14 protein-coding genes and 1 rRNA gene are annotated in these 15,022 nt (G+C 72.7%); 2 read left to right on the top strand and 13 right to left on the bottom strand.

The window, feature by feature from the left end; genetic code table 11:
- Nucleotides 1–155: 155 nt before the first annotated feature.
- From AB0J66_RS11440 to AB0J66_RS11400, 9 genes are all read right to left on the bottom strand, one after another.
- The gene (locus tag AB0J66_RS11440) at nt 156–1,736 is read right to left on the bottom strand and encodes a lipid II flippase MurJ (RefSeq protein ID WP_364658741.1); all 1,581 of its coding nucleotides are present in this window, start codon (nt 1,734–1,736) and stop codon (nt 156–158) included.
- A complete protein-coding gene (locus AB0J66_RS11435) occupies nt 1,733–2,572 on the bottom strand; it encodes a hypothetical protein (RefSeq protein ID WP_364658739.1) in 840 nt (279 codons plus the stop codon). Before AB0J66_RS11435 ends, AB0J66_RS11440 begins: the two co-directional genes overlap by 4 nt.
- Before the next feature lie 25 nt (nt 2,573–2,597).
- Nucleotides 2,598–3,539: a copper transporter gene (locus AB0J66_RS11430; RefSeq protein ID WP_364658737.1), complete on the bottom strand. Its 942-nt coding sequence runs from the start codon at nt 3,537–3,539 to the stop codon at nt 2,598–2,600.
- Between the two features lie 9 nt (nt 3,540–3,548).
- Nucleotides 3,549–4,727 carry a putative cytokinetic ring protein SteA gene (gene steA / locus AB0J66_RS11425; RefSeq protein WP_364658735.1) on the bottom strand — a complete coding sequence of 393 codons (1,179 nt, stop codon included), beginning with the start codon at nt 4,725–4,727 and terminating at the stop codon, nt 3,549–3,551.
- Nucleotides 4,728–4,815: 88 nt separating this feature from the next.
- Nucleotides 4,816–6,564, bottom strand: coding sequence for a DNA repair protein RecN (gene recN, locus AB0J66_RS11420; protein ID WP_364658733.1), 1,749 nt, complete (start codon nt 6,562–6,564; stop codon nt 4,816–4,818).
- An 83-nt stretch (nt 6,565–6,647) separates the two neighbouring features.
- Entirely contained in the window at nt 6,648–7,535 is an 888-nt protein-coding gene (locus AB0J66_RS11415) for an NAD kinase (RefSeq protein WP_364658731.1), read from the bottom strand.
- Nucleotides 7,532–8,404 (bottom strand): TlyA family RNA methyltransferase, encoded by an 873-nt coding sequence (locus tag AB0J66_RS11410; protein WP_364658729.1) that lies wholly within the window; start codon nt 8,402–8,404, stop codon nt 7,532–7,534. Before AB0J66_RS11410 ends, AB0J66_RS11415 begins: the two co-directional genes overlap by 4 nt.
- 10 nt (nt 8,405–8,414) lie before the next feature.
- The gene (locus AB0J66_RS11405; protein ID WP_364658727.1) at nt 8,415–8,726 is read right to left on the bottom strand and encodes a hypothetical protein; all 312 of its coding nucleotides are present in this window, start codon (nt 8,724–8,726) and stop codon (nt 8,415–8,417) included.
- Nucleotides 8,727–8,730: 4 nt separating this feature from the next.
- Complete coding sequence (locus tag AB0J66_RS11400; RefSeq protein WP_364658725.1) at nt 8,731–9,636, bottom strand: hypothetical protein; 906 nt, start codon at nt 9,634–9,636, stop codon at nt 8,731–8,733.
- 110 nt (nt 9,637–9,746) lie between these two features.
- Here AB0J66_RS11400 and AB0J66_RS11395 point away from each other — a divergent pair, with 110 nt between their 5' ends.
- A complete protein-coding gene (locus AB0J66_RS11395; protein ID WP_364658723.1) occupies nt 9,747–10,082 on the top strand; it encodes an SCP2 sterol-binding domain-containing protein in 336 nt (111 codons plus the stop codon).
- Between the two features lie 12 nt (nt 10,083–10,094).
- Here AB0J66_RS11395 and AB0J66_RS11390 read toward each other — a convergent pair whose 3' ends face one another.
- The 3 genes from AB0J66_RS11390 to AB0J66_RS11380 all read right to left on the bottom strand — a co-directional run bounded on the left by AB0J66_RS11390 (nt 10,095) and on the right by AB0J66_RS11380 (nt 12,938).
- Complete coding sequence (locus AB0J66_RS11390; RefSeq protein ID WP_364658720.1) at nt 10,095–10,721, bottom strand: flavin reductase family protein; 627 nt, start codon at nt 10,719–10,721, stop codon at nt 10,095–10,097.
- A 232-nt stretch (nt 10,722–10,953) separates the two neighbouring features.
- Nucleotides 10,954–11,958, bottom strand: a complete 1,005-nt coding sequence (locus AB0J66_RS11385) for an HAD-IIA family hydrolase (RefSeq protein ID WP_364658718.1) — start codon at nt 11,956–11,958, stop codon at nt 10,954–10,956.
- Nucleotides 11,955–12,938 carry a Replicase polyprotein 1ab gene (locus tag AB0J66_RS11380; RefSeq protein ID WP_364658716.1) on the bottom strand — a complete coding sequence of 328 codons (984 nt, stop codon included), beginning with the start codon at nt 12,936–12,938 and terminating at the stop codon, nt 11,955–11,957. Before AB0J66_RS11380 ends, AB0J66_RS11385 begins: the two co-directional genes overlap by 4 nt.
- Here AB0J66_RS11380 and AB0J66_RS11375 point away from each other — a divergent pair.
- Nucleotides 12,882–14,759: a hypothetical protein gene (locus tag AB0J66_RS11375; RefSeq protein WP_364658715.1), complete on the top strand. Its 1,878-nt coding sequence runs from the start codon at nt 12,882–12,884 to the stop codon at nt 14,757–14,759. The genes AB0J66_RS11380 and AB0J66_RS11375 overlap by 57 nt on opposite strands.
- Here AB0J66_RS11375 and rrf read toward each other — a convergent pair.
- Nucleotides 14,760–14,876 (bottom strand): 5S ribosomal RNA (gene rrf / locus AB0J66_RS11370).
- Nucleotides 14,877–15,022: the final 146 nt, after the last annotated feature.

Raw genomic sequence — 15,022 nt, 5'->3', positions numbered from 1 at the left:
CTCCTCCCTCACTGCCACCACGCCACCACCCGGCAACGCCTCATCTTCGCCGCGCCACCCGCACTCCGGCGACCCGCCCTTGCCCGGAAAGCGCCCGCGGCTCCGTCTTGCCTTCTATGACAACCGGCGACCCTTTGGCGTTGCACCGCGCGGCCTCATTTCCGGCCGCGGCGGAGGCGGCGGGTGAGCGGGGCCGTCAGGGGCGCCAAGTCGCGCCGGGCCGCCGGGTAGGCGACCGCGAAGAAGACTCCGAGGACGGCGAGCCCACCCAGCATGCCTTGGACGACGCTGCCCGCGACCGTCGGGGTCGGGCCGAAGAGGTGGCCGATTCCGGCCACCACGCCCCATCCGGCGAGCGCGGCCGCGCCGCCGCCCAGCACCGCCACGACGGCCGCCCGCGGCAGCCCGGCCAGCGAGGAGGGTCCGGCCGCCCGCCGTACAGCCAAGATCAGCAACACGCCGATCACCGTCATGCCGACCGTGTTGGCCAGCCCCAGACCCAGCACCTGCCGTGAGTCGTCGAGCGTGGAGAAAACCAAAGCGGCCGCCGCGGCGACGAACCATCCCGCCGCGGTCGACCAGGCCGCGGCCACCGTCGCCCCACGTGCGTAAAGCGCCCGCGACAAAAGCGCGAAGAGCGCGTAACCCAACAACCCAGGCGCAAATCCGACAATCCCGGAAGAGGCCGGGGCCGCCCCGGTGAGATAGGCGATCGGCCCGGCCAAGGCGATCAGCGCCGCCGCCCCCAACCCGGCCAGCAGCATCACCGAGCGCGCGGCCCCGGAGAGCGACCGCCGATAACCCTCCTCGTCCCCCGTCGACGCCGCGGCCGCCAGGGACGGATACACCGCGGTTGCCACCGGCACCGCCAGCACCGCCCACGGCAGCAGGAAGACCGTCTGGGCCGCGTTGTAGAGGGTCAACCCGCCACCGGCCGCGAGGGCGATCACCACCACCGTCATCACCTGCTGGGAGCCGACCGTTACCGCGCCGGCCCAGCCCAGGCGTACGGCCTGACGACCCTCCGCTCCCGGGAAGCGCAATGTGGGACGCAGTCGCAAGCGCAGCTTGCGCAGCGGGACGAGCAGGCACAGGGCGAGCACGACGACGCCCGCGGTGGTGCCGATCGACAGGGTGAGCTCGCCGGAGCGGGTCAGCCCCGGGAAGTCCGTCTTGGCCCCGTCCACCACGGCGTACGTCAGGTAGGCGCCCATCACGGTCACGCTGGAGAGCAAGGGAGCGATCGCCGGCCAGGCGAACCGGTGGTGGGCCTGCAGCACGCCGGTGAGCACGATGCCGATCCCGTACAGCGGAAGTTGAGGAGCGAAGACCCGCAGCATGCTCGCCGCGGTCTCCTGGTGCTCGGGCGGCACGTCGGGAAACAGCGCCGCGATCGGCCCGGCCAGCAGCGCGACCAGCCCGGCCAGCGGCACCAGCAGCACGAGCACCCAGGTCAGCAGGGCCGAGGCGACGGCGTCGACGCGCTGTCGATCGCCGGACGCGACGTGCCCGGCCAGCAGCGGGACGACCAGACTGGCCAGCGCGCCGCCCGCGACCAGCTCGAAGACGATGTTCGGGATGGTGTTGGCGGCGTTGTAGATGTCGCCCAGCGGGCCGTGCCCGACGGTGTGCAGGAAGACGAAGGTGCGCCCGAACCCCGCGATCCGCGCCACCACCGTGAGCACGGTGATCAGCGCCGCGGCCCCGGCGATCTTGGCCGCCGGCCGCACCGTCACTGGTGCGCGGGGCGACGGCCCAGCTCGTCGAGGTAGCGCAGCCACGGGGTGTCCTCGATGACCTTGGTGAAGCTGACCTTCTCGCTGGCCGCGGTCAGCGAGGCCAGGGCCGTCAGCGCGGCCGCGCGGCCGGCGGGCCCGGTACGCGCGATCAGCGCCACCCCGAGCAGCGCGCCGAGGGCGTTCGCCCCCGAGTCACCCAGCATGATCTCCTCGGCCAGGTCGTCGGCGACCAGACCGGAGGCAGCGCCGAGGGTGCCCGCGGCGACCCCGCCCTTGCGGCCCAGGGCCAGCGGCGCCCCGAGGACCGCGGACGCCTTGATGGCCCGGCCCGGGCGCAGGTCGAGCAGGTTGAGCAGGTTGGCCGTGCCGGCGACGACCCCGGCCCCGAGCAGCACGTCCGTGGCGCGGCCGATCTTCGTACGGCGGCTGCTGCCGACCAGGGCGCTGGCCACGAACGCCGCCGCGCCGACCCCGGCGATCTTCACCAGACCGCTGGTCACCTTGCCCTCGCGGGCCGCGCCGAGGTGCCCGGCGAAGCCCTTGAACACCTTCTGGTCGGGCCGGTTGCCCACGACGTCGTCGTAGAGCCCGACCGCGCCCGACACCGCGCCGGCCGTGAGGGCCGCGGCCGCCGTACGCCCGTCGCGGGCCCCGATCGCCGCGCCCACCGTCGCGCCCAGCGCGAGCGCCGGGCCGCCGGCCAGGGTGACCGTGCGCCCGTGGAAGTTGGTCCGTTCCAGGGCGTGCGCGTTGGGGTCGCGGCGGATCCAGGCGAGGGCGGCGCGGGCGACGGACGCGCCGGCGCCGAACGACCGGAGAACTCCAGAGGCCATGGCTGGGAAGTCTAGAGAACGGCCGCTAGGACGCGGCCTTGGGCACCAGCGACGAGGCGCCGGCGGCCAGCCCGTACTGGCCGACCTTGCCCTGCACCAGCCGCTCGACGGTGGCCATGCCGGTCGCGACCTGCCCGTCCGTGGTGCTCGCGTTGTCCACCGTGGAGATGTCCTTGACCAGCGTCGGGTCGCCGCGCACCTGGGAGACCAGGTTGCCGTCGCCGACGCCGCCGCCGGCCACCACCAGCGGGCGGTAGCGGCGGAACTGGTTGGCCGTGGTCAGCGCGGCCTGGTTGCGCTTGGCCGCGTCCTTGTCGGCGGGCGGCTCACCGGAGATCATCACGGCCGCCTCGGCCCCGCCCACGGCCTTGTCCTCGACCTTGATGTAGCCCTGCTCGGAGTATGCGGTGAGCACGGCCGTGACGTCGCCCGCGGCGGCCTGGGTGGCCCCGGTGTGCTGCAGCAGCGTGAGCGCGAGCTGGGCGCTGGCCGTCTCGACGCCGTTGCTGTTGAGCGGCAGCGGCAGCTCGTCGCTCTGGATGCTCGGCTGCGACGACTGGCTGGCCAGGTCGAGCAGCTCGACCTCGACGGCCGGGTCGAAGAACTTGTCCTGCACGGTGACGGTGGCGGTGATCGTGGCGCCGGCGACCTTCAGCATCGCCGCCACGTCGTCGGCGTAGTCGGTGGTGCCGGGCAGCGCCACCACGGCCAGCTTGCGGCCGGTGAGCTTGCCGTTGAGCAGCGTCGGGGCGATCTCGGTGGCGAACTCCTGGCTGCGGTTGAGCTCGTCGCGGTACTGGTTGATCTGGTCGCGCTTGTTGCTGTTGTCCTTGTTCAGCGCGGTGATCTGGCTCTTCAGGTTCTCGGCGACCGGGCCGTTGAGCGCGGCGGTGCCGACGACCAGGCCGATGGCCAGCGCCAGGAAGACCGCGGTGAGCGACACCACGTGATACCGGAAGTTGATCACGACAAGCCCTTAGAAGAGGTGGCCGAGCTGGAAAACCAGATTGTCCCACCACTCGGAGACCACGGTCAGATACGCCTTGCCGATCGTCGACACGGCGACGGCCGAGGCCATGGCGGCCAGCGCCGAGAGCACGAGCAGCAGCAGCGCCGAGCCGGAGATGCCCTGCCGGTAGAGCCGGCTCACACCCTTGGCGTCGACCAGCTTGCCGCCGACCTTGAGCCGGGTCAGGAACGTCGAGGCCATGCCGCCGCGGCCCTTGTCGAGGAACTCGACCAGGTTGGCGTGGGTGCCGACGGCGACGATGAGCGTGGCGCCCTTCTCGTCGGCCAGCAGCATCGCCAGGTCCTCGCTGGTGGCCGCGGCCGGGAAGGTCAGCGCGGCCACGTCCAGCTTGTGCACCCGCTCCAGGCCGGGCGCGCGCCCGTCCGGGTAGGCGTGCACGACGACCTCGGCCCCGCAGCGCAGCACGTCGTCGGTGACCGAGTCCATGTCGCCGATGATCATGTCAGGGGTGTAGCCGTTCTCGACCAGCGCGTCGGCCCCGCCGTCGACGCCGATCAGCACCGGCTTGTACTCGTGGATGTAGGGCCGCAGGACGTCCAGGTCGTCCTTGTAGTCGTAACCGCGCACGACGATCAGCACGTGCCGCCCGGCGATGCGGGTCTGCACGTCGGGCACGCCCACGCCGTCGAGCAGCAGGTCGCGCTCCTGCTTGAGGTAGTCCATCGTGTTCGCGGCGAACGCCTCGAGCTGCACGGACAGGCCCTCGCGGGCGTCGGCCATCGAGCGCGCCACGGTCTCGGTGTCCTGCCGGACGCCGGTGGCCACGGCCTCGCCGTCGAGCAGCACGGTGTCGCCCTCGATGACGATCTGGTCGCCCTCGTGCAGCCGCTCGAAGACCTCCTCACCGAGGTCGTCGATGAGCATGACGCCGTTCTTGATGAGGACTTCCGGGCCCAGGTTGGGGTAGCGGCCGGAGATCGACGGCTTCGCGTTGAGCACGACCTTGACGCCGACGGCGACCAGCGCGTCGGCCGCGACCCGGTCGATGTCGACGTGGTCGATCACGGCAATCTCACCCGGGCGCAGGCGGCCGGTCAGCCGCTTGGTCCGCCTGTCCAGGCGGGCGGTGCCGGTGATCGCCTCGGGATCGGTGCTCCGGGTTCGGCGCAAGGTCGGAAGTCGCATCACGGCCATCCTGACACGCCGGGTCACGCGCCTCGCACGCGACATGCGCGATCTCACCCACAAAAGGGGCATAACGCCCCGGTCGCTGTCACCGTGCGGTCTTCTCGCGGCCCGCGACCGCCAGCAGCTCCTCCGCATGCGCGATGCCCAGGTCGGAGTCGGGCAGACCGGCCAGCATCCGGGACAACTCGCGGGCCCGCTCGGTCTCCTCGACGATGCGCACGCCACTGGTCGTGATGGCGCCACCGGTGTCCTTGGCGACGACCAGATGGCGGTCGGCGAACGCCGCCACCTGCGGCAAGTGGGTCACCACGAGCACCTGATGCGTACGCGCGAGACGGGCCAGCCGCCGGCCGATCTCCACCGCCGCCGTGCCGCCGACCCCCGCGTCGACCTCGTCGAAGACCAGCGTCTCGGGACCGCCGGCGCCGGCGAAGACGACCTCTATGGCCAGCATGACGCGGGACAGCTCACCGCCGGAGGCGCCTTTCTGCAGCGGCAGCGACGGCGCGCCCGGATGGGCGATCAGGCGCAGCTCCACCTCGTCGGCGCCGTCCGGCCCGACGGCCAGGCCGTCGATGTTCGGCTCGTCCTTGCCCGCGCTGCGCGGCAGCACCGCCACCTCGACCCGCGCGTGCGGCATGGCCAGACCGGCCAGCTCCACGCTCACCGCCTCGGAGAAACGGCCGGCGGCGTCGACCCGGGCCGCGGTCAGCCGCCCGGCCAGCTCGCCGACCTGGGCGGCCAGGCGCAGCCGCTCCTTGTCGAGCTCCTCCAGCAGCTCGTCGGAGGAGTCGAGCTGCGACAGCCTCGTCCGGGCGTTGTCGGCCCAGGCGATGACCCCCTCGACGTCATCCGCGTACTTCCGGGTCAGGCTGCGCAGGGCGGCCCGCCGCTCGTAGATCTGCTCCAGCCGGGCCGGGTCGGCGTCGAGTGTGCCCAGATAGGTCGACAGCTCGGAGGCGACGTCACCGACCAGGGTGGCCGCCTCCTCGATGCGCAGGGCCAGCTCGCTCAGCGACGCGTCGACCTCGGCCTGCGCCTCCAGGGTGCGCCGGGCCGTGCCCAGCAGCTGCGTCGCGTCGGGCGTCTCGTCGCTCACCTCGACCCCGCCGGCCAGCGCCTGGGCCGCGATCGTGGCCGCCACCCGCAGACCCTCGGCGTGCTCGAGGCGCTGCACCTCGGCCCGCAGCTCCTCGTCCTCCCCCGGCTGGGGGTCGACCCGGCTGATCTCGTCGAGGCCGAGCTTGAGCAGGTCGGCCTCCTGGGCCCGGTCCCGCGCGTTGCGGCGGCGGTCGGCCAGGTCGTCGACGACGGCACGCCAGCGGCCGTACGCCTCGCGATAGGTCTCCAGAAGTTTCTCGTGCTCGGGGCCGGCGAAGCGGTCGAGGGCCCCGCGCTGCTCGGCCGGGCGCAGCAGGCGCAGCTGATCGGACTGGCCGTGCACGGCCAGGACCCGCTCGCCGATGTCGGTCAGCATCGCCACCGGCATGCTGCGGCCGCCGACGTGCGCCCGCGAACGCCCCTCGATGGTCACCGTGCGGCTCAGCAGGACCGAGCCGTCGTCGTCGGGCTCGCCCCCGGCGTCGGTGATCCTGGTCCGCACCTCGTCGCCGAGCTTGCCGCTCAGGCCCAGCCGGCCCTCCACGACCGCCCGGCCCGGGTCGGCCCGCACCCGGCCCGCGTCGGCCCGGCCGCCGAACAGCAGGCCGAGACCGGTCACCACCATCGTCTTACCGGCACCGGTCTCACCGGTGATGACGTTCATCCCCGTCGTCAGCCGCAGGGTCGTGTCATCGATGACACCGAGCCCGGTGATCCGCAGTTCCTCCAGCACAGGGCAGACAGTATCGGTCCCCACCGACAATCGCCCACTGCGGCTGAGCTTTCCCGCGGCGGAAAACCCAATGACAACCGTTTTTAACGCCGATTGCCCCGCCAGCCCTCGACCGGGAGCGCGAATTTCGCGACCAGGACATCGGTGAATGGCCTGGGTGCGAGCCGGACCAGCCGTACGGGGAGCTGGCCGCGCTCGACCGTGACTTTCGCCCCCGGCGGAAGGTCCCACGTGCGGCGGCCGTCGCAACACAGCACGGCAAAGGAGGTGTACGGATCCACGGTCAGCGCGAACGTCGACGTCGGCGCGGTGACCAGCGGCTTGCTGAACAGCGCGTGGGCGCTGATCGGGACCAGCAGCAGCGCCTCGACCTCGGGCCAGACGACCGGTCCGCCGCCGGAGAACGCGTACGCCGTGGAGCCGGTCGGAGTGGCGCACACCACACCGTCACAGCCGTACCGGGCCAGGGGCCGGCCGTCCACGTCGACGAGCAGCTCGAGCATCTGCGCCCGCTGCCCCTTCTCGACGCTCACCTCGTTCAGCGCCCACGACTCGGCGATCAGCCGTCCGTCGTACTCGGCCCGCACCTCCAAGGTCAACCGTTCGTCCACCTTGTACGAGCCGTCGATGATGTCCTTGACGGCCTGGTCGATGTGGTCGATCTCGGCCTCGGCCAGGAAGCCGACCTTGCCCAGGTTGATGCCGAGCAGCGGCGCCTTGACCGGGCGGGCCAGCTCGGCCGCGCGCAGGAACGTGCCGTCGCCGCCGAGGGCCAGCACGATCTCCACCCCCTCGGCGGCCGCCATCCCGCTGACCGGGGTCACCTCGGGCGGCAGATCGAGATCGGCCACCTCCTCGGCGACCACCCGGACCTCGAACCCGGCCGCGACCAGGTCGCGGGCCACGGACCGGGCGTGCTGGGTGCTCTGCCGCCGGCCGGTGTGCGTGACCAGCAGGGCCGAGCGCGTCATGTGTCCTCCAAGGGGGCCGGCGAGTCCTTCAGCGAGTCCTTCAGCGCGGCCGAAGCTACCCCGTTGTCCGGTCCCGCGGCGACCACTCGGTCGATCTCCGCACGATCGGCGGGCGGCGCGTCCCGCCGGAACCACACGAAGAACTCGACGTTGCCGCTCGGCCCCGGCAGCGGGCTCGCGGTCACGCCCTTCGTACCCAGGCCCAGCTCGGCCGCCGCGACGGCGACATCCATGACCGCCTCGGCCCGCAACGGCCAGTCCCGTACGACCCCGCCGGCGCCCACCCGGTCCTTGCCCACCTCGAACTGCGGCTTGACCATCAGCGCCAGGTCACCGTCGTCCTTCGTGCACGCGGCGAGCGCCGGCAGCACCAGCCGCAACGAGATGAACGACAGGTCGGCCACGGTCAGGTCCACCGGTCCCCCGATGACCTCGGGCGTGAGCGTACGGACGTTCGTGCGCTCGTAGACGTCGACGCGCTCGTCGGTGCGGATCGGCCAGGCCAGCTGGCCGTACCCGACGTCCACGGCGGCCACCCGGGCCGCGCCGGCGCGCAGCAGCACGTCGGTGAAGCCACCGGTCGACGCGCCGGCGTCGAGGCAACGCCGGCCGGTCACGGTCAGCCCGGACCCGGCGAACGCCTCGAGCGCACCGGCCAGCTTGTGCCCGCCCCGCGACACGTACTCCGTGGCCGGGTCCTCCCCGGTGACCAGCACCGGATCGGCCGGGTCGACCATGGCCGCCACCTTGCGGGCCACCGTCCCCCGCACCTGCACCCGGCCCGCCTCGACCAGCGCGGCGGCCTGCTCCCGGGACCGGGCCAGCTTGCGCCGCACCAGCTCGGCGTCGAGTCTCGCTCGCCGGGCCATCAGAGAGCACTCACCGGTCGATGCTCGCCAGGGTCTCCTGGAAGACCTGGTGCGCCGCCTCGTACTCGGCGATCTGCTCGGCCGGGGCGAGCCGGCTCGCGTTCTCCAGCGCCTTCAGCACCGCGTCGACGGCCGGGTGGCCGGTCTCCTCGACGATCTGCCCACTCGCCTCGACGAAGGCCTCCGCGTGCGGCTGCGCCGGCTGCTGACCGCCCTGCGCCGGGCCGTAAGGGACGCCCGGCGGTGGAGCGGGCCGGTGCGGCGGCGGGCCGGGCCGGAACGCGCCACCCTGCGGCGGGCCCGGCTTGAACGGGAACGTCATCGGGTCAGGCCTCCGAACCCGGCTTGTTCTCGATCGGGGCCGGCGTCTCGGGCGCGCTCAGCGGCGGCAGGACCGTACCGGCGGCCGCGTCCCGCACGGCGGCCGTCGGCGCCTCGGCCGTACCCGCCGGCGCAGCCGGGGTGGCCTTCTTGGCCGCCTTCTTCGCCGGGGCCTTTTTCGCCGCCTTCGCCACCTTCTTGATGGCCGCGCTGGGCGTGGCCTCGGTCTCGGCGACGTTCTGACCGGGCGTGCCCGGCCTGCTCTCCCCGATCGCGGCCCTCTTGGCCGGGCCGACCGGCGTGGCCCCGGCCGTGGCGGTGTCGTCCGCCGCGACCTTCTTCGCCACGGCCTTCTTGGCGACCGCCTTCTTCGCCGGCGGGATCGGCGCGGCCCCGGCCGTAGCCGTCTCCGCCGCCGCCACCTTCTTCGCCACGGCCTTCTTGGCGAGCCGCGACGTGTTCGCCGGCGCGGCCGCGGGCGTGGTCCCGGCCGACGGCATCGCGTTCGGAACGGCCTTCTTCGCCGCCTTCTTACGCGGCAGCGGGGCCGGCCGCTCGATCCGGGTGCCCCCCGTCTCGTACTCGTCCTCCGAGCTCACCGAGGCCCGGGCCTCCGCGTCACGCAGCTGATCCTCGAGGTCCTTGAGCCGCTTCTGCAGCTCGGTGACCTCCTCGGCCGTGGCCAGACCGACCACGTTGAGCGCGCGCTCCACCTCGTAGCGCACGATGTTGGTCAGCGCCTCGCGGTTGGCCACGCCGGCCGACAGCAGATCGTCCACCAGCCCCTGCAACTGCGCGGCCGTCGCCCCACCCTTGTTGACCAGTTCGCCCGCAACTTTCTGCGCGCGCTTGCGGGGCGCCTCGGTCAATCCGAGGGCAAGGTCCAGATACGCCCGCCATGCGTCCGGCATTTTTCCGCTCCTCTCGCGGCTCGTCGGGTGCAACGCTACCGGGAGGTGGGAAAGACTTAGGGAGGTACGGTCCGGTATGCGGGCCGGGTGTCGCGAGGAAAGGTTGTCACATGGCCACCGTGGACGAGTGCCGAGACGCTTTGCACGCCCTGGCGGCGAAGCTCGATCGCAACGCCGAGACCCAGGGCAAACTCGACTTCGACCGTACGCTGGCATGCCGCGTCCCCGACCTGCAGACAGCCTTCCACGGCCGCCTCACCGGCGGCCGCCTGATCGACATCACGGACGGCGACGACCCCAAAGCCAAGATCGCCCTCACCGCCGACAGCGACAACCTCCTGGCCCTGCTGCAGGGCAAGCTGGACGTCACCCGGGCCATCGCCTCCCGCCAGATCCAGATCAAGGCCAACCCCTTCGACCTGCTGAAGCTGCGCAAACTCCTCTGACCAAAGTGGCCCTCATCGGCGCAGGGCAGGCATCTGCCAGCCCTGCGCGAGCCGCGACGAGTGCAGGTTGACGCCCCCACCGAAGAACTCGGTGAACTTCATGATCAGCGGATCCCATCGCAACGGGTCGACATGCGCCGTCCCCGGAACCATCAGATCTTTCTCGACGTGGGCCCGCAGCACCTCCACCTGGTAGGCCGAAGCCCGCATTCCCGGCTCGGTGATCGGATGCATGCCCGTCACGCGCCCTTCAAGCTGGATCGGGCACTCCGCCACCCGCGGCGGCCCGACCAGTTCGGACGCTTGCGGAGTCAGCCCACCCACAGCGAACTTGTCCGCCACGTGCCTGTACCCCTGCGCCCGCTTAGTCTCGGGCACGTCGGCCCGCCCGGTCGTCATCGCGATCCGGTCCACCGCCTCGACCAGCCCCGACGAAGGCAGGCTGAGCACACACTCCCGCTCCCGCCAGAGGTTCGCCGCCGTCTGACTGCGATCCCCCATCCCCAGCACCGCCGTCTGCCCCAGCCACCAGGCCGACGACATCGGCGCCAGATTCGCACTGCCATCCGGATTGAGCGTGCTGATCAGCACCACCGGCGTGCCGAAGTAAAGAACCTTCAGTCCAGGCACGACGTGCATCAAGAGCCTCCAAAATCATTTGAGACTCCATGGTCACCCGCCCCCAGCTCGAGGTCTGGCGGCTTTCGGACATCGCGCAACTGCGCGGGCGGCGCGGTGGGCCGGTGCTGCGCAGCGCAGCGGAGACTGGCCTTGTTCGGGCACGGCGGGCCGTGGAAAAGGGGCGGCCCGGCTGCGCTTGGCCAGGTGGCCAGGCGCGGCCGGGCCGCGGTGGTCGGGACGGTGGATCGGGTTACAAGCCCCAGTCCTGGAACAACGCTCGGGCGGCATCGGAGCCGGCCCGGAGGGAGGTGAGGGGGACACCGGTCCAGGTGGTGGTGCAGAGCAGGCGCAGAGCGGTCAGGGGGTCGCCGTCGCCGGTCAGGGTGGCGGTTTCGTCCTCGCGGGTGACCTGCCAGCCGTCGGCCTTGGTGGCGTCCAGGGGGACGCGTAGGGCATCGGCGGGGTGGAAGAGGGCGGCGAGGTCGGCGGCCACGTAGGTGGGGCGGCGGTCCGGAGTCGCGGCCAGGAGGTCGGCGGGGGTGCTTACGCCGGTGAGGACCAGGAGGCTGTCGAGGCCGGCGGTCACCGCGCCCTGGATGTCGGTGTCGAGGCGGTCGCCTACGGCCAGGGGGTGCTTGGCGTGGGCGTTCGCGGCGGCGGTGGTGAAGAGGGCCGGCTCGGGCTTGCCGACCACCAGGTCGGGGTCGCGGTCCAGGGCGGTACGCAGGACGGCGACGAGCGAGCCGTTGCCGGGTAGGGGGCCACGGGGGCTGGGCAGGGTGCGGTCGGTGTTGGTGGCGACCCACAAGGCGCCGGCGCGGACGGCCAGGGCGGCCTCGGAGAGGATCCGCCAGCCGACGTCGGGGCCGTAGCCCTGCACGACGGCGGCGGGGTTGTCTTCGAGCTTCTCGACGGGGACCAGGCCGGCGTCACGGACCTCGGCCCGCAGGGCGTCGGCGCCGACCACCAGGACGGGTGAGCCGGCGGGGAGTTTCCGGGCGAGCAGGGACGCCGCGGCGCCGGCCGAGGTGAGGACCTCGGCCGGTTCCGCGGGTACGCCCATGCCGGTGAGGGCGGCGGCGACGTCGGCGGCGCGGCGGGACGCGTTGTTCGTCGCGTACGCCACCGCAGTGCCGGCGGTCCGCAGGCGTTCGATCGCCTCGGCGGCGCCGTCGATCGGCTCGTCGGTCAGGTAGACGACGCCGTCCAGGTCGAAGATGACCAGGTCGTAGACGGCCGCGAGGTGGTCGCTCACTCCTGGGTCTTCTTGCCCTCGGGCTCGTCGTCCTTCGCCTCGCCGGCCGAGAAGTTGACGGCGGGGACGTCGCCGCTCCTGGCCTCGACCGGGTCGGTGTTCACGTCCGTCTCGGCCACGGCCACCGGCTCGTCGTCCTCGTCCTCGTCGTCCGAGTCGTCGTCCTCGTCCGAGTCGTCGTAGTCGTCGGTCTTGGCGGCGACGTCGTCGAGGTCCTCGTCGCCCTCGTCCTCGTCATCCTCGTCGAACTCGTCGTCGCCGTCGTACGAGTCGCGAGCGGACTCCTCGTCGTCATCGTCGGCGGCGGCGCGGGGCTCGGAGTCCGGCTCGGCGTCGTCCTCGTCCTCCGGCTCGTCACCCTCGATGCTGACGCCGTCGAGCTCGAGCAGGCGCTCGGCCGCGTCGGTGAGCTGGTCGTCGTCGACCGCCGCGGCGCGCGAGAACCACTCCCGGGCCTCGTCCCGCCGACCGGCGGCGAGCAGGGCGTCGGCGTACGCGTACCGGAGGCGGGCCGCCCAGTCGGCGTCCTCGTCGGCGGTCAGCTCGCGCACCTGGAGCATCGCCACGGCCGCGTCGTGCTGGCCGAGGTCGCCCCGCGCGCCGGCCGCCACGATCAGCAGCTCGATCGCGCCGGACTTGTCCATCTTCTCGACGTCGGCCCCGCGGAACAGGTCGATGGCCCGCTCGGGGCGGCCCAGCGCGCGCTCGCAGTCGGCCAGCTCGGCCAGGTGCGTCTGACGGCCGGTCATCCGGTGGTACGTACGCAGCTCGGCGATCGCGGTCGTCCAGTCCCCCGCGGCGTACGCGGCCAGACCGACGGCCTCCCGCACCACGGCGATACGCGACGCCAGCCGGCGGGCCGCGATCGCGTGCTGCAGGGCGAGCTCGGAGTCCTCGTCGATGATCTGGCCGGCCGCCACGAGGTGCCGCGCGACCTTGTCGGAGACGTCGCGCGCCAGCGAGACGAGCTCGGAGCGCACCTCCTGGTCGAGGTCGGTCGCCTGGATCTCCTCGGGAATCTCCGGCGCCTTGAAGGCCTGCTCGTCGCCGCCCGGCTCGTCCTGGGCCGGCCCACGGTCGTCCCGGTCGCGGAAGCCGCCCCGGTCGTCCCGGTTCTGGTAGCCGCCCCGGTCACGGTCGCCGCCCCGGAAGCCGCCGCGGTCGCCTCGGTCCTGGTACGACGGCCGGTCACGGTCACCCCGGAAGCCGCCTCCCTGCGGACGGTCACCCCGGTCACGCTGAGGGCGGTCGCCGTACGGGCGGTCGCCCGCCGGACGGTCGCCGCGGAAGCCCCCGCCGCTGCGGTTGCCCGGCCGGTCCCCGCCGCCGGGGTAGCCCCCACGGTCGCGGTCGCCGCCACGGTACCCACCGCGGTCGTCGCGGTTCTGGTAGCCGCCCCGGTCACCCCGGTCCTGGTACGACGGCCGCTCGCGGTCGCCGCCGCGGAACCCGCCCCGGTCGCCCTGGTAGCTGCTGCGCGGCCCGCTGCTGTCCCGGTCACCGCCACGGAACCCACCCCGGTCGCCACCACCCTGGTAGCCACCACGGTCACGGTCACCGCCACGGAACCCACCCCGGTCGCCACCGCCCTGGTAGCCACCACGGTCACGGTCGCCACCCCGGAAGCCGCCACCCTGCGGGCGGTCGCCCCGGTCCTGGTACGACGGGCGGTCGCGGAACCCACCCCGGTCGCCACCACGATCCTGGTACGACGGCCGGTCACGGTCGCCGCCGCGGAAACCGCCGCCCTGGGGACGATCGCCACGGTCCTGGTACGAGGGACGGTCGCCGCCGCGGAAGCCACCGCCCTGGGGACGATCGCCACGGTCCTGATACGAGGGACGGTCGCCGCCCCGGAAGCCGCCGGCACCCTGGGGACGATCGCCCCGGTAGCCGCCACCCTGCGGGCGGTCGCCGCCCCGGTAGCCACCGCGATCGCCACCGCCCCGGTAACCGCCCCGGTCGCCGCCACCCTGGTAGCCACCACGGTCACGGTCACCGCCGCGGAAGCCACCACCCTGGGGACGATCGCCACGGTCCTGGTACGAGGGACGGTCGCCGCCCCGGAAGCCGCCACCACCCTGGGGACGGTCACCCCGGTAGCCGCCACCCTGCGGACGGTCGCCACGGTCACTACGGAACCCGCCGCCTTGTGGACGGTCACGGTCGCCGCCCCGGAAGCCGCCGCCCTGAGGGCGGTCACCCCGGTAGCCGCCGCCCTGAGGGCGGTCACCCCGGTCGCTACGGAACCCGCCCCGATCGCCGCCGGAGACGCCACGACGGTCGCCGCCGCCCTGGTAACCACCACGGTCACGGTCACCGCCACGGAAGCCTCCGCGGTCGCCGCCACCCTGGTAGCCACCACGGTCACGGTCGCCACCCCGGAAGCCGCCACGGTCGCCGCCACCGGACGAGCCGCCGCGGTAACCGCCACGGTCGCCGCCGGAGGAGCCGCCACGGTAACCTCCGCGGTCGCCGCCACGGTCACGGTCGCCGCCGCGGTAGCCGCCACGGTCGTCGCGGTTCTGGTAGCCGCCCCGCTCGCCTCGGTCTCCGCGATCGCCCCGGTCGCCCCGGAAGCCACCGCGGTCGCGGTCACCGCCGCGGCCGGCCGGGCGGTCGTCGTCGCGGGGGCCGGAGCCGCCGTCCTGGGGTCCTGTAGTCACGGATCAATCCTTCCGGTACGGCGGGCCCTCGGTATGGCGGGCAAGCCTCAACACTCAAAGTTACTCGGGGGCGTACATACAAAAGCAGCCGAGGGCCGACTCCGTCTCGGAGCGGCCCTCGGCTGTCTACGTTGAGTCCGGCGGCGTCCTACTCTCCCACACCCTCCCGAGTGCAGTACCATCGGCGCTGGAGGGCTTAGCTTCCGGGTTCGGAATGAGACCGGGCGTTTCCCCTCCGCTATGACCACCGAAACAACCATCAGCGAAACAACAACCAGCAAGCGACAACCACAACTAATGGTTGGTGCTTGGTTGTTCGTTTGCTGTGAATCACACAGTGGACGCGTCGAGCATAATGTTTAGGGTGGTTAAGCCCTCGGCCTATTAGTACCGGTCGA

The organism is Actinoplanes sp. NPDC049598 (assembly GCF_040675435.1).
GTDB lineage: Bacteria > Actinomycetota > Actinomycetes > Mycobacteriales > Micromonosporaceae > Actinoplanes.
Note: the sequence above shows the minus strand (reverse complement) of the source record. Positions and strands in the feature narration are given on the sequence as shown.